32 protein-coding genes and 2 riboswitches are annotated in these 25850 nt (G+C 37.5%); of the genes, 22 read left to right on the top strand and 10 right to left on the bottom strand.

Annotation, left to right across the window (positions count from 1 at the left end; genetic code table 11):
* Positions 1-4: 4 nt before the first annotated feature.
* The 3 genes from SB717_RS04275 (at position 5) to SB717_RS04265 (ending at position 3635) form a co-directional block, all read left to right on the top strand.
* Positions 5-511 carry a zinc-binding dehydrogenase gene (locus SB717_RS04275; RefSeq protein WP_410903308.1) on the top strand — a complete coding sequence of 169 codons (507 nt, stop codon included), beginning with the start codon at positions 5-7 and terminating at the stop codon, positions 509-511.
* A 235-nt stretch (positions 512-746) separates the two neighbouring features.
* The gene (locus SB717_RS04270) at positions 747-1313 is read left to right on the top strand and encodes a DedA family protein (RefSeq protein ID WP_235915159.1); all 567 of its coding nucleotides are present in this window, start codon (positions 747-749) and stop codon (positions 1311-1313) included.
* Positions 1314-1369: 56 nt separating this feature from the next.
* Positions 1370-1471: riboswitch (guanidine-I (ykkC/yxkD leader) on the bottom strand.
* A 211-nt stretch (positions 1472-1682) separates the two neighbouring features.
* Positions 1683-1784, top strand: a riboswitch (purine riboswitch).
* A 522-nt stretch (positions 1785-2306) separates the two neighbouring features.
* Positions 2307-3635, top strand: a complete 1329-nt coding sequence (locus SB717_RS04265; RefSeq protein ID WP_410903307.1) for an amidohydrolase family protein — start codon at positions 2307-2309, stop codon at positions 3633-3635.
* 47 nt (positions 3636-3682) lie between these two features.
* Here the strand turns inward: SB717_RS04265 and SB717_RS04260 are convergent, their stop codons facing one another.
* On the bottom strand, positions 3683-3880 hold the full coding sequence (locus tag SB717_RS04260; protein WP_013055689.1) for a cold-shock protein: 198 nt from the start codon (positions 3878-3880) through the stop codon (positions 3683-3685).
* 423 nt (positions 3881-4303) lie between these two features.
* On the opposite strand from SB717_RS04260, the gene SB717_RS04255 reads away from it, so the two are divergent.
* The 8 genes from SB717_RS04255 to SB717_RS04220 all read left to right on the top strand — a co-directional run bounded on the left by SB717_RS04255 (position 4304) and on the right by SB717_RS04220 (position 10057).
* On the top strand, positions 4304-4936 hold the full coding sequence (locus tag SB717_RS04255) for an NAD(P)-dependent oxidoreductase (RefSeq protein WP_074678898.1): 633 nt from the start codon (positions 4304-4306) through the stop codon (positions 4934-4936).
* Between the two features lie 173 nt (positions 4937-5109).
* Positions 5110-6096 carry a Gfo/Idh/MocA family protein gene (locus SB717_RS04250; protein ID WP_098248586.1) on the top strand — a complete coding sequence of 329 codons (987 nt, stop codon included), beginning with the start codon at positions 5110-5112 and terminating at the stop codon, positions 6094-6096.
* Positions 6097-6581: 485 nt separating this feature from the next.
* Positions 6582-7124, top strand: coding sequence for a peroxiredoxin (locus SB717_RS04245; RefSeq protein WP_013082001.1), 543 nt, complete (start codon positions 6582-6584; stop codon positions 7122-7124).
* Positions 7125-7242: 118 nt separating this feature from the next.
* On the top strand, positions 7243-7686 hold the full coding sequence (locus tag SB717_RS04240) for a TlpA family protein disulfide reductase (RefSeq protein ID WP_013055693.1): 444 nt from the start codon (positions 7243-7245) through the stop codon (positions 7684-7686).
* Positions 7687-8211: 525 nt separating this feature from the next.
* Positions 8212-8823, top strand: coding sequence for a sigma-70 family RNA polymerase sigma factor (locus tag SB717_RS04235; protein WP_098248585.1), 612 nt, complete (start codon positions 8212-8214; stop codon positions 8821-8823).
* Positions 8816-8962, top strand: coding sequence for a YvrJ family protein (locus SB717_RS04230; RefSeq protein WP_013055696.1), 147 nt, complete (start codon positions 8816-8818; stop codon positions 8960-8962). The genes SB717_RS04235 and SB717_RS04230 overlap by 8 nt, the downstream gene beginning before the upstream one ends.
* Positions 8963-8966: 4 nt before the next feature.
* Positions 8967-9194 carry a helix-turn-helix domain-containing protein gene (locus SB717_RS04225; RefSeq protein WP_013055697.1) on the top strand — a complete coding sequence of 76 codons (228 nt, stop codon included), beginning with the start codon at positions 8967-8969 and terminating at the stop codon, positions 9192-9194.
* Between the two features lie 287 nt (positions 9195-9481).
* Positions 9482-10057 (top strand): diguanylate cyclase domain-containing protein, encoded by a 576-nt coding sequence (locus tag SB717_RS04220; protein ID WP_410903306.1) that lies wholly within the window; start codon positions 9482-9484, stop codon positions 10055-10057.
* A 28-nt stretch (positions 10058-10085) separates the two neighbouring features.
* Here SB717_RS04220 and SB717_RS04215 read toward each other — a convergent pair whose 3' ends face one another.
* The 5 genes from SB717_RS04215 to SB717_RS04195 all read right to left on the bottom strand — a co-directional run bounded on the left by SB717_RS04215 (position 10086) and on the right by SB717_RS04195 (position 12213).
* A complete protein-coding gene (locus SB717_RS04215) occupies positions 10086-10259 on the bottom strand; it encodes a twin-arginine translocase TatA/TatE family subunit (protein ID WP_074678888.1) in 174 nt (57 codons plus the stop codon).
* A 73-nt stretch (positions 10260-10332) separates the two neighbouring features.
* Positions 10333-10647: a DMT family transporter gene (locus tag SB717_RS04210; protein ID WP_013055702.1), complete on the bottom strand. Its 315-nt coding sequence runs from the start codon at positions 10645-10647 to the stop codon at positions 10333-10335.
* 1 nt (position 10648) lies between these two features.
* The gene (sugE, locus tag SB717_RS04205) at positions 10649-10990 is read right to left on the bottom strand and encodes a quaternary ammonium compound efflux SMR transporter SugE (protein WP_074678886.1); all 342 of its coding nucleotides are present in this window, start codon (positions 10988-10990) and stop codon (positions 10649-10651) included.
* A 42-nt stretch (positions 10991-11032) separates the two neighbouring features.
* On the bottom strand, positions 11033-11623 hold the full coding sequence (locus SB717_RS04200) for a TetR/AcrR family transcriptional regulator (protein ID WP_074678884.1): 591 nt from the start codon (positions 11621-11623) through the stop codon (positions 11033-11035).
* Positions 11624-11706: 83 nt separating this feature from the next.
* Positions 11707-12213: a hypothetical protein gene (locus tag SB717_RS04195; protein ID WP_354312796.1), complete on the bottom strand. Its 507-nt coding sequence runs from the start codon at positions 12211-12213 to the stop codon at positions 11707-11709.
* Positions 12214-13268: 1055 nt separating this feature from the next.
* Between SB717_RS04195 and pgsB the strand changes: the two genes are divergently transcribed.
* The 6 genes from pgsB to SB717_RS04165 all read left to right on the top strand — a co-directional run bounded on the left by pgsB (position 13269) and on the right by SB717_RS04165 (position 19656).
* Entirely contained in the window at positions 13269-14450 is a 1182-nt protein-coding gene (gene pgsB, locus SB717_RS04190) for a poly-gamma-glutamate synthase PgsB (RefSeq protein ID WP_014461310.1), read from the top strand.
* A 16-nt stretch (positions 14451-14466) separates the two neighbouring features.
* Positions 14467-14916 carry a poly-gamma-glutamate biosynthesis protein PgsC gene (pgsC, locus tag SB717_RS04185; protein WP_013055707.1) on the top strand — a complete coding sequence of 150 codons (450 nt, stop codon included), beginning with the start codon at positions 14467-14469 and terminating at the stop codon, positions 14914-14916.
* A 40-nt stretch (positions 14917-14956) separates the two neighbouring features.
* Positions 14957-16153 (top strand): CapA family protein, encoded by a 1197-nt coding sequence (locus SB717_RS04180; RefSeq protein WP_071276575.1) that lies wholly within the window; start codon positions 14957-14959, stop codon positions 16151-16153.
* 29 nt (positions 16154-16182) lie between these two features.
* The gene (locus SB717_RS04175) at positions 16183-17745 is read left to right on the top strand and encodes a gamma-glutamyltransferase family protein (RefSeq protein WP_410903304.1); all 1563 of its coding nucleotides are present in this window, start codon (positions 16183-16185) and stop codon (positions 17743-17745) included.
* A 20-nt stretch (positions 17746-17765) separates the two neighbouring features.
* Positions 17766-17969, top strand: a complete 204-nt coding sequence (locus SB717_RS04170) for a CapE family protein (RefSeq protein WP_013082014.1) — start codon at positions 17766-17768, stop codon at positions 17967-17969.
* A 124-nt stretch (positions 17970-18093) separates the two neighbouring features.
* Entirely contained in the window at positions 18094-19656 is a 1563-nt protein-coding gene (locus tag SB717_RS04165; protein ID WP_098248580.1) for a gamma-glutamyltransferase family protein, read from the top strand.
* Positions 19657-19682: 26 nt separating this feature from the next.
* Here SB717_RS04165 and SB717_RS04160 read toward each other — a convergent pair whose 3' ends face one another.
* The gene (locus tag SB717_RS04160) at positions 19683-20132 is read right to left on the bottom strand and encodes a staygreen family protein (protein ID WP_045293206.1); all 450 of its coding nucleotides are present in this window, start codon (positions 20130-20132) and stop codon (positions 19683-19685) included.
* A 148-nt stretch (positions 20133-20280) separates the two neighbouring features.
* On the opposite strand from SB717_RS04160, the gene SB717_RS04155 reads away from it, so the two are divergent.
* The 3 genes from SB717_RS04155 (at position 20281) to SB717_RS04145 (ending at position 21934) form a co-directional block, all read left to right on the top strand.
* Positions 20281-20448, top strand: coding sequence for a hypothetical protein (locus tag SB717_RS04155; protein ID WP_013055713.1), 168 nt, complete (start codon positions 20281-20283; stop codon positions 20446-20448).
* A gap of 223 nt (positions 20449-20671) precedes the next feature.
* Positions 20672-21145 carry a hypothetical protein gene (locus SB717_RS04150; RefSeq protein WP_410903303.1) on the top strand — a complete coding sequence of 158 codons (474 nt, stop codon included), beginning with the start codon at positions 20672-20674 and terminating at the stop codon, positions 21143-21145.
* Between the two features lie 129 nt (positions 21146-21274).
* Complete coding sequence (locus tag SB717_RS04145) at positions 21275-21934, top strand: haloacid dehalogenase type II (protein ID WP_074678872.1); 660 nt, start codon at positions 21275-21277, stop codon at positions 21932-21934.
* A gap of 29 nt (positions 21935-21963) precedes the next feature.
* Here the strand turns inward: SB717_RS04145 and SB717_RS04140 are convergent, their stop codons facing one another.
* From SB717_RS04140 to SB717_RS04130, 3 genes are all read right to left on the bottom strand, one after another.
* Positions 21964-22146 carry a CsbD family protein gene (locus SB717_RS04140; RefSeq protein WP_074678870.1) on the bottom strand — a complete coding sequence of 61 codons (183 nt, stop codon included), beginning with the start codon at positions 22144-22146 and terminating at the stop codon, positions 21964-21966.
* 141 nt (positions 22147-22287) lie between these two features.
* Positions 22288-22779, bottom strand: coding sequence for an NUDIX hydrolase (locus SB717_RS04135; RefSeq protein ID WP_074678868.1), 492 nt, complete (start codon positions 22777-22779; stop codon positions 22288-22290).
* A gap of 90 nt (positions 22780-22869) precedes the next feature.
* Positions 22870-24420: a glycoside hydrolase family 10-like protein gene (locus SB717_RS04130; protein WP_410903302.1), complete on the bottom strand. Its 1551-nt coding sequence runs from the start codon at positions 24418-24420 to the stop codon at positions 22870-22872.
* 215 nt (positions 24421-24635) lie between these two features.
* Here SB717_RS04130 and SB717_RS04125 point away from each other — a divergent pair, with 215 nt between their 5' ends.
* Together SB717_RS04125 and SB717_RS04120 are read left to right on the top strand one after the other, a co-directional pair.
* Positions 24636-25490 carry a MurR/RpiR family transcriptional regulator gene (locus tag SB717_RS04125; RefSeq protein ID WP_074678864.1) on the top strand — a complete coding sequence of 285 codons (855 nt, stop codon included), beginning with the start codon at positions 24636-24638 and terminating at the stop codon, positions 25488-25490.
* A 14-nt stretch (positions 25491-25504) separates the two neighbouring features.
* Positions 25505-25810, top strand: a complete 306-nt coding sequence (locus SB717_RS04120; RefSeq protein WP_013082023.1) for a PTS sugar transporter subunit IIB — start codon at positions 25505-25507, stop codon at positions 25808-25810.
* The last annotated feature ends 40 nt before the right edge of the window (positions 25811-25850 follow it).

Genomic DNA, 25850 nt, shown 5'->3' with positions numbered 1-25850 from the left:
TGGCGTGCAGCTTGCTAAAAAAGCTGGAAAAATCGTTTTCTCAACAGCTTCAGCACATAACCATGAATATGTGAAGTCGTTAGGAGCTGATTATGTAATTGATTATCGCGAGAAAAACGTCGTAGAAAAAGTATTGGAGCTGACAAATGGCCGCGGCGTAGATGCTGTGCTTGACACGGTGAGCGCAAAGAACGCAACGGATTCTATAGATATGATTGCCTATAGAGGACATTTAGCACATATTGCTGGTGCACCTGATTATACAAAAGTAAAGCCTTTTACAAAGGTGATTTCTTATCATGAAGTAGTTTTAAATGCTGCACACCACATCGATGACATGATTGCACAAGCGGATTTAGCAAAAATGGGCGATGAGCTTTTAGCATTAGTAGCAGAGAAGAAAGTAGCTCCGATGATTGAGCGCATCATCTCGTTAAAAGAAGTGCAAAGTGCATTAGAAGAGCTTTCAAAACGCCATGTGAAAGGGAAAATTATTGCTAAAATTAAATGATAGCAAGACAGAAAAGACTCTTTTATTACAACTAATAAAAGAGTTTTTTTCTGCTATTTTCTTTTTTTGCGTTACTTCATTTATGAACTGCATATGATAGAAGATAATCAAATATAGCAAACGGGTGCATATGAGCTTTTTTTACTAGTAAAATTGCTTTGAAATCGTGAAATTTTGAATAGTTTGAGTTATGATGAAAGAACGTGAAATTTGTATGATTGAAAGGAGAAAAAAGGTGCAAGGGTTTATTGAGTTTGTACAAAATTTAGGCATAATGGGCATCTTTATTGCTACAGCAATCGAAGCTGCGGCAATTCCTTTTCCATGTACGCTATCGATTTTGCTCATTGGCTCGGTGCTGCAGCTTTCAATATGGAAAATCCTTATTGTTTCAGCTGTCAATACCGTTATTTATATCGCATTCAACTATATTCCGTTCGTTATGGGATACAGGTTTGAATCTATTACCAAGCGCTGGTTTGGTGAAAAAAATATAAAGCGTGCCCAGAAATGGTTTCATAAATATGGAAAATGGAGTATTACGATTTCTCGCCCCATCAGTATCGCAAACTATATAACCTATTTGGCAGGCCTTAGTAAAATCAAATCTAGGGACTTTGTTTTATACAGCACCTTAGGTATTTTTCCATGGTTTGTTTTTTTGCTCTATGTAGGAGGACTTGGAGATATTGAAAAAATCCAAAAATATTTGCATGATGTTGATCGTTTAATATTTGTTATTCTCATAATCGGAGTGATAGTTGGTGCAGGCTGGTGGATGAAAAAGAGAAAAAATACATAAAAAGACCGGCCAAAATAAGTGATTCCTTAAAAAAAAAGCCTGAGAGAATGATGTCATTCTCCCAGGCTTTTATCCTTCCGTGTATACGGACCGTTCCGTACGCTCTCTCTCGGACCAGCCTTTAACATGTGTTAAACGGAACCCTAGATCGCTTTTTGTCTTCAACAGAGTGAAGACCTTTATAGATAATGTAAGTAGTTCGAAGTATAAGCAGTATTATAGGAAGATGCAACTACTGTGTTAGATAGTTTAACAAACTTTTTTAAAAAGTAAACTTTTGTAAAAGGCGAACTATATATAATTTAATCAAAAAGATTATTCGTTTATAGTTGACTTATAGAAAGTCCTATAGTATATTTGTAGACAAGAAAAAGCTAAATACGGTTCACTCATATATGTTTGAGAATATGGCTCAGACGTTTCTACCTTATCACCGTAAATGATAGGACTATGAGTAAAAAGTGAATCTAGGTTCCCATTTTTACGTTAGTAGAAAGTTTGGTCCAAGCGATTCACATATTCATTTTTGAAAAGAAGTGGATATGACACCGAAGGGATAAAAGCCCAGGCGGGTAGGTTTTTGCTCATTGTATTTGAGAGACCTGCCTTTGTTTGGGCTTTTTCTTATGTGTCTATTTACAGTGTGAGCGAGTGGTGGAAATTTTTTGCTTGTATCTGCATTGCTTTCTGGGGAGAATAGCGATGCAAAGCATGAAATCACTCACTGAAGCTTTATCTGTAAGCCCTCATTTAACCATGGGAAGTACATTCTATCTATTTTCTAGCATTTTTTCTTTGATGAGCAGCGTGGGGACGCTGCTCCTTTTTTTGTTCTCGCTTTTTTCTCTGTAAATAAAGGCCTTTAAAGAGAAGGTGATTTGCGAAATTTGGCGAATTAATGCTTTAAACAATAAATGATAAAGAAGGATAAAGCGGTCTATGAAAAATGAAGAAGTTGAAAAATGAAGAAGTTGAAAAATTGAGGAGGGAATTATGTTGCTTCACTTAATTAATGTTCGTTTGCCAATTATGCACGATCACGCTCTTTTTGAAGTGAAAATTTCAAATGGAATGTATACTTCTATCGTTTTACAAAACGGTTATCTTGAAGGTGACGAGTTTTTTCCGCTGCACGCAGCCGTGTTAGGAAAAGAAACGTCACTTGATGCACAGGGGCGTGTGCTATTACCAGGATTTGTAGATATGCATATGCATTTAGATAAAGCTCATTCGCTTCCTCAAGTGCCCAATCTATCTGGAACTCTTCAAGAAGCTATTAAAAATTACAGCAGCAGCCTGCCGGCATTTCCAGAAGAAGAAATTAAGCAGCGAATGTTAAAAACTGCTTTGCAGGCATTAGCTAACGGTACGACTACGATTCGAACACATATTGATTTTGACTGCAGCATGGAAGAAGATAGTTTATTTCGAAGTTTACAAGCGGCTGTCGAAGTGAGAGATGAATTAAGCCCGTATATGGACGTGCAGGTTGTTCCGCTATTCTCTAACCTAGACATTGATGATATGTATAAGATGACTAAAATTGAACAAGCATTTGATCTTGAAATTGATGCGATTGGAGGCTGCCCTCATTTAGCTAGAAATCCAGAAAAAGAGATTGATGCTCTGTTTTCGCTGGCTCAAGCCTATAATAAACCTCTTGACTTACATGTGGATGAAAGCGATGATCCGTCTGTTGATACAATAATTAATATTGCTCATAGAACAATTGAATTGAATATGGAAGGAAGAGTGGTAGTGGGGCATCTTTGTTCGCTTGCAGGAATGACTGATGCAAAAGTAAAAGAAATCTTAAACCTTTTGAAACAGGCGAAAATTGGAGTTGTCACATTACCTGCTTCTAATTTATATTTACAGGGAAGAGAAGATAAAGGAATTGTAAGACGAGGCGTAACGCGCATTCGCGACATACAAAAAGCAGCGGTTCCGATTGCTACTGCATCTGATAACGTGAACGATCCTTTTCATCCGTTTGGAAAAGCAGACTTGCTGCAAGTAGGGTTACTAACTGCCTATGCTGCACATATGGGAAGTCCGGATGATCAGCGGCAGTTGCTCCGAATGATTACAAGTATACCAGCCCGGCTGATTGGAAAAGAAAAGTATGGAGTGGAAGAAGGAAACGAAGCAAATTTTGTTCTATTAAATGTCCAGTCTGTACAGGAAATATGGACTGAACTTCCTGAAACTCGCTTTGTTTTCAACAAGCATCGCTGGCTTAGCGTAAAAGAGACGCATCAGCGGCTCGCTGATACGAACTTGACTAACCTTTGGCAGGAAAATCAAATTTTAATTGGTTAAATAGACATAAAAAGAAGCTGTCACATTAGTGACAGCTTCTTAATTAATTACTTTTGAACGTTAGCAGCTTGTGGTCCACGAGCTCCATCTTCGATTTCAAATGTAACTTCTTGACCTTCTTCAAGTGATTTGAAACCTTCGCCTTGGATAGCTGAGAAGTGTACGAATACGTCGTCTTGTCCTTCTACTTCGATGAATCCAAAACCTTTTTCTGCATTAAACCATTTTACTTTACCTTGTACCATTGTAGTACCTCCTGTGTGGAAAATCCACGAATATATTACTATCTCTGCTCAATTTCAATAAGAATCACTTTAAAGAAAGTCTTTCTATTTGTTAACACCGAACAAGAAATAATATACCTATTATAACACTTTTTTATAAAAAAGAAACCTTTTTTCATAAAAAAGTACTCTGAGATAAAAATAAGTTGAAAATATGGATGTATTTTGAAATAGTAAATAAGCTATTGTTTTATGGATTTTTAGCGATCCCTAAAATCTTTTATCTCGTAAAAAAATGAATAGTGAGGTTGACAAATTGAATGATGTGTAACTATAATGGTTACAACGAGCTAAAAAGAAATAGAAGCGCTATAAAAGCTCAAATTTTTTTGTGTTATATGTAACCATTATGGTTACAATGAAAATAAAAGGAGAGAATAAAAAATGAAAATTGGCGTTATTGGAGCAACAGGAAAAGCAGGTCAATTAATTATGAAAGAAGCAAAAAAGAGAGGGCATGAAGTAACAGCCATTGTTCGAAATGCTGCTAAACTAAAAAATCAAACAAACGTAATTGAAAAAGATATTTTTGCCATTACTTCAAAAGACATTGAACAGTTCGATGCTGTGGTAGATGCATTTAATGCACCTCCCGGAAGCGAACAGCTGCACGTTGAGTCTATACAATCACTTATTAAAGCATTTCAAGGTGTTCAAACGCGACTCGCAGTAGTGGGCGGAGCAGGAAGTTTATTTGTAGATGCAGAAAAAACAACGCCTTTAATGAGCACAGAAGGTTTTCCAGCAGCGTATTATCCAACGGCTTCAAATATGGGCAAAGGTTTAAAAGAACTAGAAAAATCAACTATAGCTTGGACTTATTTAAGCCCGGCCGCTTTTTTTGACCCAGAAGGTGCTCGCACGGGAGCCTATCAATTAGGAAAAGATCATGTGATCACAAATAGTCAAAATGAAAGCTATATTAGCTATGCTGATTATGCGATTGCTTTAATAGATGAGTTAGAGAATAAAAACTATGTGAACGAACGTTTTGCCGTAGTGGGTGAGAAAGCATAGGCTTACGTTTGAGTCATATTGAAAAACAGCTTACATTTGTTGTGAGCTGTTTTTTTATATAGAACAAAATAGATATAAAGCAATGGAAAATGATATAGATTTTTTATTATTTCTTCGTTTTTCTTTTTAAAAACGATACAATACAACATAGATGATAAAAAGGAGATGAAAAGATGATTCGTTTTGGCGTAATAGGAACAAACTGGATAACAGATCGACTGTTAGAATCAGCTCAGTATGTAGACGACTTTCAGCTTTCAGCTGTTTATTCTCGAACCATTGAAAAAGCAGAAGAATTTGCAGGTAAATATGGTATTCCTCATATATTTACTGATTTAGAGGAAATGGCAGCGAGTGCTGAAATTGATGCAGTGTATATTGCTACTCCAAATGCTTATCATGCGGAACAGGCTATCTTATTTTTGAAAAATAACAAGCATGTACTGTGTGAAAAACCGCTTGCAGCCAATGCAGCAGAAGTAACTCGCATGATTCAAACAGCCAAAAATCACAATGTATTACTAATGGAAGCGATGAAATCAACCCTTCTTCCTAACTTCAAAGTGATTCAAGAGAACTTACATAAAGTTGGTCCAATTCGGAAATACGTGGCATCTTACTGTCAGTATTCTTCTCGTTACGATAAATACAAAGAAGGTATCGTGCTTAATGCCTTTAAGCCAGAGCTTGCCAACGGTTCACTGATGGATTTAGGTGTATATTGTCTTTATCCTCTGATTACATTGTTTGGAGGGCCTCATAAAATAAAGGCAACGGCGTATATGCTAGAATCTGGAGTAGATGGAGAAGGATCAGTTGCTTTAGAGTACGAAGATCGCGACGCGGTCATCATGTATTCTAAGATTACAAATTCGCATTTACCAAGTGAAATTCAAGGAGAAAAAGGCAGTATGATTATTGACAAAATACATACCGCTGAAAAGGTAGAAATTCGATACAATGACGGACGGAGAGAAGAGTTAACGGTCGATCAGCCTTATCCTGCTATGTACTATGAAATAAATGAATTCGTAGAGCTGTTAAAGCAAGGAAAGATGGAATCGGACACAAATTCGTATGAAAATTCGTATCTAACGATGCATGTGATGGATAAAGTGCGAGAGCAAATCGGTCTAGTATATCCAAATGATAAGAAATAAATAAAAGAGGCTGGGACAAAATAGTTTAGTTGAAGGAAGATCCGAACGAGCTTGATTCTTGATGGAGAATCAAGCTCGTTCGGATTTTTTCATGGTTATGTCTCATTCTCTTTTATTGTGGTTATAAAGAGCATAATTGAGATTCGACATCTTGCTGCAGCACACTTTAAAAGCAAATATGTTGAAATGAGAGAAGTTTTTTAGTATCTTCTATCTTTATTCATCCCTGCATGCATAGGATTAATCAAGGGGGAGAATAAAAAAGAGTGGAAAATATTCAATAATCAATCCTAGATTAAAATGATTATAAAAAAGTATTGACTATAATAATAGCTCGTGTATAATAAAGAATGTAATCAATAGTCATTACTAGTTTATAATGATACTAATAATCATTATCAAATAGAAAGTATCATTGATTACATTAAAAATAATACATACAAGCATAAGCTTGTGAAATACATTGTACAAGGAGAGGTTTTGACATGGCAGAACGTATGGTAGGAAAACAAGCACCACGCTTCGAAATGGAAGCTGTACTTGCAAATAAGGAATTTGGAAAAGTAAGTTTAGAAGAAAATATGAAAAATGGTAAATGGACAGTATTGTTCTTCTATCCAATGGACTTTACATTCGTATGTCCGACAGAAATCACAGCTCTATCAGATCGCTACGAAGAGTTTGAAGATCTAGATGCTGAAGTGGTAGGTGTTTCTACAGATACAATTCATACTCACTTAGCTTGGATTAACACAGATCGTAAAGATAATGGACTTGGAGATTTGAATTATCCATTAGCTGCAGATCCAACTCATGCAGTAGCACGTGATTATGGCGTGTTAATTGAAGAAGAAGGCGTAGCGCTTCGCGGATTATTTATTATTAATCCAGAAGGTGAATTACAATACGCAGTTGTAAATCATAACAACATCGGCCGAAGCGTAGAAGAAACATTACGTGTACTTCAAGCTCTTCAAACTGGCGGACTTTGCCCAGCTAACTGGAAACCAGGTCAAAAAACACTTTAATAAATAGCGGTGGAGTAGAGGAGAAATTCCTCTACTGCTGCCATTAAAATAGAAAAAAAGTTTTCTAATTATAAAATACAGAATATTCAGTTTAATTAGTTTAGAGGAGGATTTTAACATGAAATTACGTGAACAAATGCCTGAATTAACTGGAGCAACATCTTGGATTAATGACGAAGTAACAAAGGAAGATTTAGTAGGTGATAAAGCAACGCTTATCCACTTTTGGTCAGTAAGCTGCCATTTATGTAAAGAAGCAATGCCTGAAGTTAATGATCTTCGCGATGAGTATGATGATCAATTGAATGTTGTAGCGGTTCATATGCCTCGTTCGGAAGATGACTTAGATATGGGTGTTATTGAGGCAATGGCGATGGGACATGATATTACTCAGCCAATTTACGTAGACAGTGAGCATAAGTTAACAGACGCTTTTGAAAATAAATATGTACCAGCATATTATGTATTTGATAAAGAAGGTCAGCTTCGTCATTTCCAAGCGGGTGGAAATGGAATGCCGATGCTTCGCAAACGTATTAACCGCGTTTTAGGAGAAGAATAATCTCTACATGAAGAAGAAATAAAAAGGCCCTAGATAAAATATTTTAGCCGAAGTGAAAAACGAACCACTAATCAAACATATTGATCAGTGGTTCGTTTTTTTTGTTATGCTGAGCGTAGATTTCATCTGTTTCGTTCCTTCTAGCAGTTGACTGGAGGGCAAGGGGAAGACTCCTGCGGGAAAAGCGGAATAGGTGAGACTCCCAGGAGCGCAAGCGACGAGGAGGCTCAGCGGACGCCCGCGGAAAGCGAAACCTTGCACGGAAATCAACTGCGGTATAACAAGCGGTTTAGCTCATGTATCCGATTTGTTTTTCTTTAGATTGGATTCATTTCGTTATGTCGCAATCTCTTTTTTTATTTTTTACTGAGTCATTTTAATCATTAATAAGCCTTTCATCATATTGACATAAAAAACCTAATATAGTTAAATTTATATAAGAACAAACGTTCGTTTTCGGTGTTGTTATTTTACTCTTTTCTCCCTTTTTAATAAGTATAAGAAAAAAAGGAGGAGATTTGCATAATGACTCAGCTCTATTCGCAGCAAGAAAAGCGGCACGACAAAGAATGTACCTTTCATATATTTCTTACAAACCACAGCGCAACTCTTCAGACTCATATAATGAATACATTTTTGACACCAGAACGCTATGAGCGATTACAAAAAGCGGTTGTTAAAAATGATACAAAAGAACAAAGACTTCTAAACAAAGAATTTCATCAGTTTTATAGCGAAATTAGATTGCTTCATTATATTAACAAGCTTTGCAGACATTATTCCAGAGATGTTATGCGTGTAAAAGAAAAAGAGCGTTCATATATTCCTCTTCGCCTGCAGCAGCCGGCTGCGCTAGATGGAAATCGAACAGTTGAAGATATGCTTGGAGTACAGGACGGAGCTGTATGGGAGCATGAATTTTTAGGAAATCAACTTGAAAATCGTATTCTTCATCATGCATTTCGCCAATTAACGGCCAAGCAGCAGTGTATGCTGCACTTGATTATTGTTGAACGCTGGACTCATAAAGAAATCGCTGCTTATTTTTCTATTTCTCAGCAAGCGGTGTCTAACCATTATCAACGTGCGCTAAGCAAGTTGAAAAAAATTATGAAGGTGAGTGATAGATATGTTTGATCCTCAGTGGCTTCAACTTGTTGGAAACGTAGGATTTCCCGCTGTCCTTTCTTTTTATTTATTACTGCGTGTAGAAAACAATATAAAGCGACTTGAAGAAAAAGTGGAAGAATTAACAACTGACTTAAGAAAGAAGTGAAGAAATGGAAACTCTATATGAGCTTGTAAATAAAGTGAAAGCTGGAGATGAAGAGGCGTCAAGGCGTTTACTAAAAAAGCTGGAACCAAAACTAAATAAAGCTGTCCAAAGTTTTTCGCTGCATGAGAGAGAAGACGTAAAGCAAGATTTAAAGATTAAAATTCTTTCCGCTGTTAAGACGTTTGATTTTTCCAAAACGCCAGGACTTTGGGAATTTTTACGCCATAAATAAAAAGAGCGCTCGTTGTATCGACGCTCTTTTTTTATTTTTGTTGCAGTTCGACTACTTACCTTTCAGTGGGAAATACAAAAAATAGAAAATGGATAAATATTTTAAAAAAGGTAAAAGGTGATATGTACAAATAGAGTATATAAGAGTTTTATTTAATGAAGGAAAAAATAGTGCTGCTCGATAAATCAAACAGTACTACTTATAAAAAAGCGGCCATAAACAATATGTAAGTTAAGAAGCCTATTGGTTTTTGTTTTAGCTTTTGGAAAGAGGTGAAGAAGAATAGAGTGAGTCAACTTCTTTTTAATATCACATTAATTATTTCTTTCATGTTTGCTGCAAGTATAGTTCGAGAGCAAATCATTTATAGAGTAGAAGGAATAAAACGGTATAAAATGTATCGCTTAATTTATTACGGATGTTCTTACGGACTATTAGGCAGCATTTTAATGATATATACAATTAGAATAGATTCTACTATTATTCTTGACCTTCGCTTTTTAGCGGTGACAGAAGTAGCGAAGATCGCTAAAAGCGTTGTCTTTGACGAATCGGCTTTTGTCGCAAGATACGGAGGAGAAGAGTTTGGTATATTGCTTCCACGAGCTAATCAATATGAAGCAATAAAAATGGCAGAAGCGATTAGACAGCAAGTGGAGCAACGTGGAATTGTACACCAGGCTTCTGAAGTGTTTAAGTGTGTCACAATCAGCGTTGGAATAATGACAGTCGTTCCATCCGAAAACATAAGGCCCATTTCAATTGTTCATCAAGCAGATCAGGCTTTATATGAAGCAAAGCGTACCGGTCGAAATCGAATTTCAGTATATTCTCACCACAAAGAAGCTGACTCAAACGTTTGAGTCAGCTTTTAAAAGAGATATAAGCCTCTTATTTAGGAGGGGCTTTTTCTTTTTCGTCGTCTTCCATAATTCCTTTTGTAGCGTTTTTAAACTCTTTTAACGTTTTTCCAGCAGCTTTTCCTAATTCCGGCAATTTCTTTGGACCAAAAAGCAATAGAGCGACAAATACAATTAAGGCAATCTCTCCAAACCCAAGGTTCATTGTCATCGTCTCCTATTTTTTGAAAGTGTTTACAAGTTTAGTATAGCACGAAAAGAGGGGAAGTAGTACACCCTTATCCGGTGATTTTAAGCCCGATTACACCTGCTACAATACAAAAAATGAATAGAATTCGACGCATATCTTTTGCTTCGCGAAAGAAAAGCATGCCAAGAAGTACGCTTCCGGCAGCTCCTACTCCCGTCCATATACCGTAAGCTGTTCCAAGAGGTATTTCCTTTAGCGCTAAGGAGAGAAAATAAAAACTTCCTGCACCGAAAAGGATAAATCCAATCGAAGGAAACAATCGCTTAAATCCATCTGAAAGTTTTAAGAAAATCACAAATCCCACTTCGCAAAAACCGGCAGCTATTAATGCAATCCAAGCCATGTTAAGATTCCTCTCTTTCTGTTTCTTCAGTAGAAATTAACTTTAAACCGATGATTCCAAAGATCATTAATCCTAAAAATAAAATCTTTCCAATATTTGTGCCTTCGTCTAAAACGGTCATTCCGAGTATCGCTGTGCCAGCAGCTCCTATACCAGTGAACACTGCATAAGCTGTTCCGACAGCAATTTTTTTTAAGGCATTTGAAAAGAAATAAAAGCTGATGACAATTGTAACGATCGTAATGATTGTTGGAGTTAATTCAGTAAATCCGTGTGAATATTTTAAGCCGATTGCCCATACAATCTCGAGCAAACCAGCGATAATAAGGTAAATCCAAGCCATGTTAATCCCTCCTTACATAATAATAAGCCCTTTTTACAGGGCCTATTTAGCACGTATGCCTTCCCAAAATATTGTCCAAGCATCGTGGATTTTTTGGTCATAATACTCTGGTTCATAATAAAAGCGCTGAATGAACAGTCCGTCGGTTAAACAATAAAAGCTATTAATATATAAATCAATAGGACGTTCAATTATTTCGCCTTCAGCCATTCCCTGTGTAAAAATAGCATGCAGAATTTGATCAGACAATCGTTCGCTTCTTAAGAAAATAGCTTTTACTTCCGACTGCAAATGTTCAGGTGGAAACAAAATAAGACGACGGTACATCTGGCCAAAAGAGTCTTTTTCAATCATCGTGCAGAAATCTACAACAAAGCAGTGAAGCTGTTCTTTAGCAGACTTTGTTTTATGCTGTTCGTATATAACAGATAACTTTGTTAAAAATAAATTCATTAAATCATGCACGGTTAGTAAAAATAAGTCGTCTTTGTTCTTAAAATGCGCGTACAGGGAAGGTTTTTTTATACCTACTTTTGATGAGATATCAGCAAGCGATGTTTCTGTATAGCCTTTTTCTCCAAAGAGCTCCATTGCTGCAGCTCTAATTTTTTCTACAGTTGGTAATTCACTCAAAAAAAGCTCCTCCTTAATCTAACTAACGGTCGTTAGGTAAAGGATATCAAATATAAAAAAAAGAAGCAAGGGAATCGCTTCTGTTAATGTATTTTCACTAAATGACGCTGAGTTAAAAATAAAGAAAAAATAAAAATAAGCTCAAACGTATTTGTTACGGCTGTGCTTGGTATCGGAATTGACACGGCACTTCCTACAATCATCACGGCTACTCCAATCATCATGCTGCTCCACCTGGTCTTGCGAAATAAGGAAATTCCAACAAAAAGCAAAATAATAGCCACAATGAGAACCATAAGAGGGGGACCGGATGATCCCACTAACGTATAGCGAACAATGCCATATTCACGTATAACTTCCATACGCTGACTAATCGTTTCGATTATTTCATAGCTAATTAAGGCAAACGTAGTCAGCAAAAAAAGAATGCCGGCAACAGGTTTTTTAGCCCATGTAATCGTCGAGTACTTCGCTACGCCATACGCAAAGAGCACCAGAGTAGGGGTAAATAAAGCGTGAAACCAAAAACGAAGCATGCTGAGTGAACGCAAAGTATCGCCTTCACCGATAAATGAACCAATCCCAATCATTATATTATCGTAAATTAGTCCAGCTATTACTAAAGGAAGAAAAGCATGTAAAACGGCGAAGTGTTTTTTCTTACTACATATATGCTAAAGAAAAACAGGACAATATAGCAAAAAGAAAATAGAAAATAAAGGATTGTATCAACCATTGTTTTCCTCCTTTTGATGATACCTCTTCTTTTTATGATAACATCATATGCCAAAAAAGTGAGAAATCATGCATTTTTCTAGGCAATCTTATCGGACGAAAGCGGCCTTTATCGGTAGAAAGATTCAGAAAATATTGAAATAAAAATAGGAAAAGAGGCCATAGTCAAGAGATTTAGATTTACTGAATTGATTATTAAATAAAGGGAATCTATAAAATAACAACAAAAGAACTAGGTACATATGGAGTCTAAATACTTATATAACTAGAAAAAAATATTTAATGTCCTTTCCATTTAAGTAAGTTAAATGTAAGCAGAAAATGATAATTAAATGTATTTTTTTTACTTTTATATCTATCTATCATCCTTACAAGTACGGTTGTTAGACAAATTCAATTGGTATATCCATAAAAAGGTATTAATGGGATAAAATATTTTTTTATCCCGTCTTTATATTACAAAACGTTTTCTAAAGTTAAGAAATTTTTAATTACGTAATATTTCCGTGTGTTAATTGTAAGAGTGATGTATAAAATATTCCTGTTGTTATGGTAAAAAAAGGTACCGATGGAATTTTTCTAGGTAAATAAACTTTAGACCTATTCTATAAATTTTAAATAAAACAATGAGTTTTTAATTCTGTAAATAGACAATCGGAATTGTAAGAATATATAACATTTGAGCTATTGACCACTAATGAGCGCAGATGATAGTTTTAGAGCTGTTGAAATTGGTACTCGAGTCCATTTTTCAAAGCAGGTGTTTTAGCAGCATGCTAGCGCTGTTAAATGATTAGCTCCCATACATATATAAAGGGAGTGAAACTATGAAATCGTATATCTATCATTATGAATCAAAAGCATTCATAACGTATCCAACAGGAGAAGTTTGGAAGGAGAAGAATGAAACATGATCTTAATTATCCTATGCTGCCTATTTTTAGTAGGGTATGGCGTTTGGGAGTATCGCAGACATTTACGCAAGCTGCATTCAATTCCTGTACGAGTGAATGTTAATGGTATTCGCGGAAAATCCACCGTTACACGATTGATTACAGGTATTGTAAAAGAAGCAGGTTACAAAACAGTAGGGAAAACGACAGGAACACAAGCGCGTATGATCTACTGGCATACAAGTGAAGAAGAACCAATTATTCGTCGTAAAGAGGGTCCGAACATTGGAGAACAGCGACGAGTGGTAAATGAAGTTGCCGATATTGGCGCAGAAGCTCTTATTTGTGAATGTATGGCAGTACAGCCTGATTATCAAATCACATTCCAAAATCAGCTGATTCAAGCCAAGGTAGGCGTTATTGTAAACGTACTAGAAGATCACATGGATGTAATGGGGCCAACTCTAGATGAAGTTGCTCAAGCGTTCACTGCTACTATTCCTTATGATGGCCACCTTGTTACAATTGAAGGTCCTTATTTGGAATACTATAAAAAAATAGCCGCAGAGCGCAACACAAAGGTTATTGTAGCTGACAATGATAAAGTATCTGAAGCGTATTTACGTGAATTTGATTATATGGTTTTCCCTGATAATGCTTCCATCGGTTTAGCTGTAGCAGAAGCACTTGGTATCGATGCTGAAACAGCGATGAGAGGAATGTTAAATGCCCAGCCTGACCCAGGAGCTATGAGAATTACAACGTTTGGCGATGAAAAAAACCCAGCATTTTTAGTCAATGGATTTGCTGCCAACGACGCTTCTTCCACGCTTCGTATCTGGGAACGTGTAGATTCAATGAACTATAGTGAAAAGCTTCCTATTGTCATTATGAACTGCCGTCCGGACCGTGTAGATCGCACGGAGCAATTTGCTGAAGATGTAATGCCATACATTGAAGCGGACGTAATGATTGCAATTGGTCAGACCACCTCACCAATCGCTGCTGCACACCAAAGAGGCGAATTGCCAACAAAAGAATTCTGGGATATGGAAGGCGCTTCTACAGAAGAAATTTTAGAACGTATGAAGCCTTATTTAAAAGATCGTATTGTATACGGTGTCGGAAATATCCACGGTTCAGCCGAGCCGCTTGTTGAAGCTATTATTGAAATGAAAAAGATGAGAAAAGCAGTTTAATCTAGGAGGCCATTTCATGTTCGGATCAGATTTATATATTGCCCTTGTGTTAGGGGTTACACTAAGCTTAATTTTCACAGAAAAAACAGGCGTATTGCCAGCCGGTCTTATCGTACCAGGGTATTTAGCTCTTGTATTTGATCAGCCAATTACCATTTTAATGATTTTCTTAATTAGTATTTTAACGTATGTTATCGTCGTGTACGGAATCTCAAAAGTAGTTATTTTATATGGACGTCGCAAATTTACAGCGATGTTAATTACGGGTATTGTGATTAAAGTTGCATTTGATTATTTCTTCCCGATCTTGCCGTTTGAAGTGTTTGAATTACGCGGAATTGGTATCATTGTACCGGGCTTAATTGCAAATACAATGCAAAAGCAAGGTCTTCCTTTAACAGTTGGAACAACGGTTTTATTAAGTGGTGTAACATTTGGAATTATGCAAGTTTATTATTTATTTTAATACACAAACAAACCGCAGCTGGTAAAGGAAGGTGAAAGCGTTGAAAGAGAAAAAATTAAACTTTCAAGAAAAAGTATTGATGTTTATAAAGAAAACAAAGCCTACTACGGGCAAGCAAGCTCTTATCTTAACGCCAATTTTAATCGTAATTTTAGCTCTTTCAGGATGGATGGAGCGTTCGGATGCTCTTGAAAACCCTGAGACGGCTAATCCAGAGGCCAATAATGATTTAACGATGACTATGGTCGGAGACATTATGATGGGTCGCCATGTAAGAGAAGTAACTGAACGCTACGGAGAAGATTTTGTATTCCGCAACGTGGAGCCGTTCTTTAAAAATTCGGATTACGTAAGCGGGAACTACGAAACGCCGATTTTAACAAACGACGTAGATTCATATAAAGCAATGGAAAAAGGTATTCATTTATATAGTAAGCCTGCTGATCTAGCGACCGTTAAAAATGCAGGTTTCGACGTATTAAACTTAGCGAACAACCATTCAATGGACTACAGTGCAAAAGGGTTAGAAGATACGATCTCTACTTTTGAAGCAAACAAATTAGATTTTGTTGGTGCTGGCCGTAACTCTGAAGAAGCAAAGCATATTTCGTATAAAGATGCTGACGGTATCCGCATTGCAACAGTAGGGTTTACGGATGTACATTCAGAGGGAATGTCGGCTGGAAAAAACAACCCAGGTATTTTAAAAGCAGATCCAGATCTTATTTTCAGCACGATTCAGCAAGCGAAAGCAAATGCTGATTTAGTTGTAGTAAATGCCCACTGGGGTGAAGAATACGATGCACAGCCAAGTCCTCGTCAAGAAGGACTAGCAAAAGCGATGGTAGACGCTGGTGCGGACATTATCATTGGTCACCATCCGCACGTTCTACAGTCATATGACGTATATAAAGGTTCGGTTATTTTCTATAGCTTAGGAAACTTTATTTTTGACCAAGGGTGGTCAAGTACAAAAAATACAGCGATGGTTCAGTATCATTTAAACAAGCAGGGCCAAGCTAAAATTGATGTTATTCCAATGGTTATTAAAGCAGGTACACCAACTCCAACAGATAACCCTTGGCGCATGAAGCGTATTTATAACGATTTAAACAAGTTTTCTTCAAACCCTGAACTGTTAGAAAAAGAACGAAACAAGTTTGAATTAAACTTAGATCATTCTCGCATTATAAAACATGCAGAGGAGCGCAAAAAGAAAGAAGCACAAGCTAACTAATAGCCCGTCATACACAGAGGAGGTAAAAGATGATAAATAAACGTAATACGATTATTGTTTCCATTGTCATCTTTTCACTCATAGTAGGTGTATGTGTTTATCAATTTATGTTTCCAAAACAAGAATATGCAGTAAGTACTTCAGATCCTCGCGCCACAAAAGTAGGTATGGAAATTCTTAAACAAGGCGGTACAGCAGTTGATGCAGCTATTGCCATTTCCTACACGCTTGGTGTTGTGGAACCGTACGGATCAGGACTTGGGGGAGGCGGCGGAATGCTGATTGATCCAGCAGATGCCTCTCCAACATTTATTGACTACCGAGAAATTGCACCTAAGAATGATAAAGAAGATGAGATTGGCGTACCAGGGTTCGTCGCTGGTATGGATTATATTCAGCACCACTACGGATCTCTGTCGATGAGCAAACTAATCGACCCGGCCATTAACTATGCCGAGAATGGGTACAAAGTGGACAAAGATTTGCACGATAGGCTGGTTTCATACAAAGGTAATGTGAATGAAGATGAAATTCCTAGCTTTTATCCAGATAAGGACGCCATTAACACAGGTGAAATTGTCAAACAGCATGAATTAGCGAACACGCTGCAAAAGATTAAGGAAGAAGGGCCAAATGCTTTTTATAGAGGAAAAATTGCAGACGATATTACAGAAGAAACGAAAGTAAGTCACAAAGACTTGCGAAAGTATGCGCCTGTTGAGCGCAAACCTCTATCAACTAATTATAAAGGTCATCAAATTATTTCAGCACCTCCTCCTTTTGCTGGCGCTACGCTCATTCAAATGTTAAAAATGACGGATCAAGAAGATATTTGGAAGCTGAAGAAATCGCATCCTAGTCTTTATTATCATTTTCTTGGTCAAATTTCAAAAGTAGCTTATCAAGACCGCTTGAAAAAAATTGCCGATCCGGCTTTTATAAAAGAAACGCCAAATGATTGGATTGACGATCATTACGTGCATTTACTTCGTAATAAATTAAATAATACTGAAACAGATCACACCAAAGTAAGCGACGTCGAAGAACATGAAAGTACCACTCATTTTGTTGTCATGGACGGTGAAGGAACCGTTGTATCAACAACGAATACGCTGAGTAATTTCTTCGGCAGCGGTGAATATGTAGATGGATTCTTTTTAAATAATACGCTCAATACGTTTGGAGAAGGAATTAATAAGCGTCAACCTGGTAAGCGTCCAAGAACATTTACAGCCCCTACCATTATTCGTGAAGGTGATGAATGGGTAATGTCCATTGGCACACCGGGAGGAAATCGTATTCCTCAAGTGCTAACGCAAGTAATTGGGGATTATTTTGAAGACAAAGATTCCATTAAAAACGCAGTAGAAAACAAGCGTGTCATTTTTGATTCTCATAAGTTTTATTCAGAAGCTAAGCTTAAACAGTCAACTGAAGATGGTTTAAAAACGTACGGCTATGACTTAAAAAACAATGACAACGCGATGTTTTACGGAGGCGTTCAAGCACTTGTGAAAGACTTAAAGAAAAACAAAATTCAAGGTGACGCTGATCCGCGCCGCCACGGTCTATGGGAAAAAAGTACAGACTAACTTAATTGGAGGAATAGAAAATGATCGCAAAACGAATTGTAGGGATTGTAGGACCAATTGCTATTGTAGCAGGAGTAGTAGCAGGACTTGGAGCTTTAAAACATCCGGCTACTCTTTCAACAGATGAACAGCAAAAAATTGAAAATAATGTAAAAATGATTGAACAAACAAAATCAGCTGCTACAGATGCAGTAAATGATGCTGCGGCAGCCGCTGGAAAATAAATCTTATGCAGTAACAAAAAAGGCATCGTCTGGGACGATGTCTTTTTTGTGTGTAATTTAATGTATGGATAAAAATGAAAGCGCTTCACAAAATATACAGATAAGTAAAAATGGAGGGTAAGATGTGAATAAGAAATTACTGTTGTTTAATATTATTGCTTTTTTATTATTAATTTGCGTTATAGCCGCTTTTTTTATGACTCAATCGAGTACAGATCTTAGTCCTAAAAAGTTGCTTAAAAAAAATAATGATCATTCTTATGGTGTGAGTTCATCTAATTCTCTGGCAGCAAATGTAGGGATGGACGTATTAAAAGAAGGCGGGAATGCAGTAGATGCGGCCATCGCTATTTCGTATGCCCTCAATGTAGTTGAACCTTTCGGGTCTGGAATTGGCGGAGGTGGAGGCATGCTGATTGCCAAAAAAGATCAGCCTGCGACCTTTATCGATTACCGGGAAACCGCTCCAACTTCTATGAGAGGTAAAAACGGCGTGCCGGGATTTGTCGCTGGTATGGAATATATTCAGCAGAAGTATGGCACAAAATCAATGAGTGATTTAATTCAGCCCGCTGTTGAATACGCTGAAAAAGGATTTGAAGTAGACTCTCTTTTATCTTCGCGACTTTATTATTCTCGAGGAAGGATGGATGTGGATGATCTATCTGCTTTTTATCCGAAGGGAGAAGCAATCGAAGAAGGAGAAACGCTGTCGCAGCCAGTGTTAGCTAAAACGTTAATTAAGATTCAGCGAGAAGGTGCATCTGCATTTTATAAAGGAGACGTGGCACAAGATCTTGCTGATGCAACACCTATTTCTAAAAAAGACCTATCTTCCTATCAAGTGACAGAAACCAAGCCTGTGGTGTCTACTTACAATGGAACGGAAGTGATTTCAGCGCCTCCGCCTTTTTCTGGAATTACACTTATTCAAATGTTAAAAATGGCAGAGACAGAAAATCTTGAAACAATGCCTGACAAAGACTATTACGAAACGATGAACAGAATTAAAAAAGCAGCTTACTCAGACCGATTAAAACAAATCGGAGATCCTGACTTTCATCATCATAACTCAAGTGAATTAGTTAGTGATGATTATATAACAAGCCTGGTCAATCACCCGACACGCTCTTCAGGTGAAGGCGATGAAGAACACGAAAGTACAACACATTTTGTGGTTATTGATTCAGAAGGAACCGTTGTATCAACAACCAATACGTTAAGTAACTTCTTTGGTACAGGCGAACAAGTTGACGGCTTTTTTCTTAATAACAATGCTGATACGTTTGGAAGCAAAGAACCGAATAATCGTGAGCCAGGAAAAAGAGCAAGAACTTTTACGGCTCCAACTATTATAAGAGAAAAAGGCGAGTGGGCGATGGGAATAGGTTCTCCGGGCGGAACACGGATTCCTCAAATTTTAACTCAGGTACTTTCTAAAAATCTTGAAGGAAATGAACCGCTTCAAGAAGCTGTAAATGAACCGAGATTTATTTTTGACGATTCGGCTATTTATGTAGAGCCTGATTTAAATACAAAAAATATTCCTTCTGCGTTTCGAATAGAAACAAAGGAAAGCGATGTCTTTTATGGAGGTATCCAAGCGTTAACCATTAATTTTCAAGATAAACAAATGGAAGGAGCGGGAGACCCTAGAAGAAATGGAGTTTGGAAAACAGGAGATTAACGAAGGAAAGATCCCTTCTCATATGCTTAGGCATAGTGAGAAGGCGTTTGAAAATATCGAATGGAATGAAATTCTTTGTCGCTGGAATGAAAATGTACGTAAATGGGGGAACGATCTAGAGCAGGGTGAGCGTTGAAAAACGTGGCATCACCGTAGCGCAATGCTTTTAGCAAGTAAGGCATTTCTTGTTTGAAAATAGCATAGCGTATAGCTTGAACAGACTTTTCCGTCTGTTCATTTCCAATAAATACGTATACATACAGCGTATCAACACCGTCTTTGTGGAGCCATTCGGCAAAAAGCTCATTTCGCTGCTCATTTAATTGATCAACAGCAAACTTTTCATCGATCCAAAGAAATAAATCATCTGTTTGTTCAGAATGAGTGAGCGTATAGCGGCGCCCAATAAAAGGAAAGGTGGGCGTGCTTCCTTGCCGGTATGTAACGCTAAATTGCTGAGGATTAAAAGCAGACAAACGGCATCTTCCTTTCGCGCTTTTAAGTAGTTTATGCATAAAAAAGAGAAATTTCACACATTTGTCAAGAATTTTAAGCTGTTTTTCTTACATGCATACTTATGAAAAAGTTGTTACACTGAAGAAAAGAAATAGTGGGTGATAAAAGATGGAGCCGCTGTATATTGTCTTATCGATTTTTTTAGCAGCAATGCTATCGTATGATATTGCTAAATTTGTTCGAGGGGACCGCCCAGATTGGAAAGAGGGTCTCGTGACCGGCCTTGTATTCGTAGGCTTTTTAGCAGCCATGCAAATGGCGTTTCACATTGTATAGCGACGAAAGAGGCTCAGACAAACGTATTTTAGTTGAAGGAAGATCCGAACGATGAATCGTTCGGATCTTTTATGGTTAAGGTGAACGTAGATTTCATGTATGTAGGTATGTCTCACTCTCTTTTTTTGAGGATATGCCCCATAAGTTTAGTTCAGCAATACTAAAAAGCCTCGATATCGAATAAGCTGTTGTATACTGCATTTTTGATAAAGGGGCTTTTTACTTGTATCGAAAAAAAACACTGCTTTTGAAGCGAAGTTTAGGAGTAGCTGTGTTTCTTTCTGTTATTGCGCTGGGAGTTTGGATGTTTCAATTTACATTCTTTTCTCCAAGTCATCAAGCCAAATCTGCCGTAAAAGAATTTTATACGCTGGAACAGGAAGGAAACTTTTCGGAATCATGGAACCTTTTTCATTCATCCATGAAAAAGAAGTGGACAAAAGGTGCATACATACAAGATCGTGCACACGTATTTCTCAATCATTTCGGGGTAGACACCTTTACGTATTCCATTGAAGATGTTGACAAAAGAAAGAGCTGGAAGATGGAAAATGATCGTAAAGCGTTTCCTGTTGTTTACGAAATGACCGTTATCCAAACGTATAAAGGGAAATATGGAAACTTTGATTTGGTGCAGAAAGTGTATGCTGTTCGTGAAAAAGGAGAATGGAAAGTCGTGTGGGATTATAAACAGTAGGAGAGCCTGCTGTTTTTTTATCTTCATAAGAAATGAGTATACCTCAGCTGGTAATATGCCTCTTTTTTAACAGAAAAAACGTTATGTTTTTTTACGAGTGGGTAAAATGAAAGAAGGAGGCGAACGCAGATGAAATTTAAAACAATTTTGTTTGATGCATATGGAACACTGTTTGATGTACATACCGTTATTGAAACGTGTGATAAGCTGTATCCGGAGCGGGGAGAAAGCATTAGCCATTTATGGCGTTTGAAGCAAATTGAATACGCAATGCAATATCAGCTGATGGGGCGATACGTTGACTTTTATACATTAACAAATCAATCCCTGAAATATGCAGCAGAAGCAAATGATATTGATTTAACGGAACACGAAGAAAAAATGCTGATGAGTGCTTATATGAAGCTGAATGTCTACGATGAGGTCAAAGAGGTGCTCGCCTATTTAAAAGAAAAAGGATATCGTCTGGCTATTTTTACGAATGGTCCTAAGCACATGATTGATCCGCTTGTTTCTTATCACAACATGAATCATTTATTTGAAGACGTTATTTCCGTAGACGAAATCAAACAGTACAAGCCTACGATGGCAAGCTATCACTATGCAAAAAATAAAATGAACGCAAAAAGAGAAGAAGTATTATTTTTGTCATCGAATACATGGGATATTGCCGGTGCTAAAAACTACGGGTTCGCAACGGCTTGGGTCAACCGAAAAGGAAATGTAGCTGAACATAAAGAATTGCAGCCAAACGTAACCATTAAAAGCTTAAATCAGCTTATTAAATAAAAAAAGAACGAGCATTAAGCTCGTCTTTTTTATTTATTGCTAAATGTATCTTTTGTTTCGCCTACTGTTTTTTGAGCATTTCCTTTTGCTTTCTCAGCTTTTCCTTCACGCTGAAGGTCGCGGTTATTCGTTGCATTTCCGACTTGATCTTTTACTTCACCTTTAGCTTTTGATACATTTCCTTTAACTTTATCTCCTAAACCTTTACTCATTTTAATCTTCCTTTCTATTAGTGATTAAGTAGTGTTACTTGTCTGTTCCACCATTAGAAAGAAATTAAACATATTTTCTGATTTTGCCCTAAACAGAGGCTAAGCCTGCGATATTCAAGAAGTACTGTTTAGTCACTATCATCATTCGGAGGTTTTAAGTTCCCATTCATCATAAATCTGAGATTCATAAGGCCAGGATAATAAGCTTAAAGATTCCACTGCTTTTAGAACAAGAGGAGAAGCATTATCGATGTTAAGATCTTGCGGTGCGATCCACAATGCTTCCAAAGAATCTTGTCCTTCAAACTGGACGGGGTTGGAAAGAAGCTCACCGCCGGCAATGTCTACGTGATAAAAAACGGCAATGTGATGTACATGGGTAAATTCTTTCCACTTACAGGGATACTGAAAATCCGTTGTACCCGCTTGAGAAACAATGTTAATCTCAAAGCCTGTTTCTTCAACAAATTCTCTTTTCATCGCATCTGTTAATGTTTCGCCGTGTTCTAGCTGTCCGCCTGGCAAATCAAAGCGATGAATATACGGCCCTCTATTTTTTCGAATAACAAGCAGCTTGTCATCTCGCATACAAATTCCATATACGCCAAAGGCGCGGTCATAGTTTGGTTCCATCTTTTTTTCACTACTTTCTCTAACAGAATGGCTTGATAAAGCATCATTTGATTTCTTTATCCTACCATACATTTTGCTATAGAACCTTTTTTAATGAGATGCTTTTACAATAAGCGTGCGGGAAACAGCACTTTCGTTATGCAAACGGTCAACAGAGGTTACAACATATGTGTATGTTTGATTTTTGAGTGCGCTTTGATCTGCAAACAATTGTGTTTCTCCTGTTTTCCGAACGGTCGTCAGCAAGTTTTCTGCGTTGTTGGTGTCGCCTCGTTTATTGCCCTGGAAGCGATAAATAGCATAATATGCGGAATCATTCTGCTGATGATCTCGAATTTCAAACGCTGCTTCTTTTGTATGAGGACCCGCGTTTTTTAATTTTGGTGCTTTTGGGGCCATATCATCAAGCCAAGGCATTGATGGAATAAGAGCAGGATGTTTATAAATATCGTTTTGCAGCTTATCTTTTATTCCTAGTGGGTTTCGGTTCAAATCTTTCAGGCTAAAATGCATGCTCCCGTGTACTTCTGGAAATTGGTGATTCAGAGCAATTTGTCTTGGGTACTCATCGGGATCAGACCATGCCTCTACCGCGTTGTTATTAATTTTGTAAGCAGCTTGTCCAATATAAAGGTGAACTGGTTTTCCACGAACTTCATCTCTCCACCAGTTAAGCAGCGTATCGTAAGCAGCGGGTTCAAATCCGATATTCCAATAAATTTGCGGAGTAATGTAATCAACGTATCCATTTTGAATCCACGTACGCGTATCGGCATACAAATCATCGTAGTTTGTTTGTCCAGCAGTAGTCTCAGAGCCAGTTGGATCATTAGCGATGTTTCTCCACACGCCGAACGGACTGATACCAAACTTCACGTATGATTTTGTTTTTTTAATAGACGTATTTAAATCTCGAACAAGCTGATTAACATTGTCTCGCCGCCAGTCTTCAATATTCGAAAATGTTTGAGCACCGTAGGTTTCATATGTTTTTTGGTCTGGGAACGTTTGCCCTGCAATTTTGTAAGGGTAAAAGTAGTCGTCCATATGAACAGCATCAATATCATAGTTTCTTACGACTTCGAGCACTTCTTCAATAATAAAGTTTTTTACTTCTGGAATACCCGGGTTATAGTAGAGTTGTTTTCCGTAGGAGACGACCCAATCAGGATGTTGTTTAGCAGGATGATTATCGGCAAGTTTGTTTAAATCAGTATGATTCATGGTAATGCGGTAAGGGTTGAACCATGCGTGGAATTCTAAGTTGCGCTTATGTGCTTCCTCCACCATAAAAGCCAGAGGATCGTAGCCGGGATCTTTTCCCTGTGTACCCGTTAAATATTCTGACCACGGGCCATATTTCGACGGATAAAAGGAATCAGCGGTGGGTTTAATTTGAACGACTACAGCATTCATCCCCATTTTTTTTACTTCATCTAGCAAATAGGCAAACTCTTTTTTCTGCTGCTCAACCGGAAGACCAGGCTGAGAAGGCCAGTCAATATTGTATACGCTTGCAATCCAAGCGGCTCGAAGCTCCCGCTTTTGATACGTGGTAGGTACGTCTGCTTTAGCAGGTAACGCGCTCGAACAAAACAGCAGTAAAAATAAGATGCTTCCTATACATTTTTTAATATGCATGTTCGTTCCTCCTTCTTTTTTGGTTGAGATAAAATTTCTTTCATAATATAGCATGCGGTCGTTATATTCACAATAGATTTTAATAAAATATTCTGAAAAATAAAATAAAGTTTTGAAAATATCAGAAAAATATTGAAATTAAACTTCAGAAAAAATATAATAATGGTAATTTAAAGAATATTTTATAAATACGTTACTTAACGATGGAGGAATTCATGCGCCAATTTTCCGTACTTACTTTAATCGATGCACAAATGAATCATTACAGTCCTGCTGAGGGAAGAGTAGCTGATTACGTGTTAGAAAATCCTACGACCACCTTGAACTTAACGACCAAACAGCTAGCTAAGCAGTGTCAGTGCAGCGAAGCTACGATTATTCGTTTTTGTCAGCGTGTAGGGATCAATAGTTTTAAAGAATTAAAGATTGAATTAGCAAAAGATGCCCATAAGGTGAATAAAGAGCAGCTGCCGAATCTGCCGGTTAATTTTGAAGACGAGACCGAAGCCGTGCTTGAAAAAGTTATGAGCAAAAGTATGAGCGCACTTATGAACACAAGTCGTTTAGTGAGCTCTTCTGCAATTGATGCAGCTGCGGAAGCTATTCATAGAGCGAAACGAGTGTTTTTATATGGAGCAGGGGGATCATCTGTAGTTGCGCTAGATGCGCAGTATAAACTGCTTCGAATTGATATTTCAGCGCTGTTTTCATTAGATAGTCATGTTCAAATGGTGATGGCTACGAATATGACAAAAGATGATGTGCTGTTTGTAGTATCGACTTCCGGTCAAACAAAAGAAGTGGTGGAGCTGATGCAAATAGCCAAAGATAAAGGGGCAGCGGTTATTTTGCTAACGCAACACGGGTCATCACCAGCTTCTAAATTAGCTGATATTCTGCTGACTATTTCAGTAGAAGAACAGCATATCCGAATTGGAACGATGAGCGCTCGTATTGCTCAGTTAGCCGTTGTAGATGCGATGTTTATACGGTTATGTATTCAAAAAGGCAATCAAGTATTTGAACGCATAATCGATACACATAATGTAATCCAAAAAATAAAGAGGTAGGGGGAAACGAGAAAATGAAGGTATTGTTTGTATGTTCTGGAGGAATGTCAAGTTCAATTGTGGTAAAAGCATTAAAAACGGAAGCACAAAAGCACGGAACGGATATGGAAGTGCTGGCAATTGGGACAAATGAAGTAGCAGAAGAAATTCAAAAAGGCTGGGATGTTGTAATGGTTGCACCGCAGATTCGCCACCGGTTTAACGCAGTGAAAGCGGAAGCGGATAAAGCTTCTGTTCCATGTGGTCCGATTCCGCCGCAGGCTTATACGCCGCTTGGAGGTCCGACGCTTTATAAAACGGTTCAGCAGCTCGTTAGCTGAGGAAAGCAGGTGTATTCCTGCTTTTTAAATAGAAAAGGGG

The organism is Priestia sp. SIMBA_032 (genome assembly GCF_046535215.1).
GTDB lineage: Bacteria > Bacillota > Bacilli > Bacillales > Bacillaceae_H > Priestia > Priestia aryabhattai.
The sequence above is the reverse complement of the archived record's forward strand: the minus strand, read 5'-3'. Positions and strand labels throughout refer to the sequence as shown.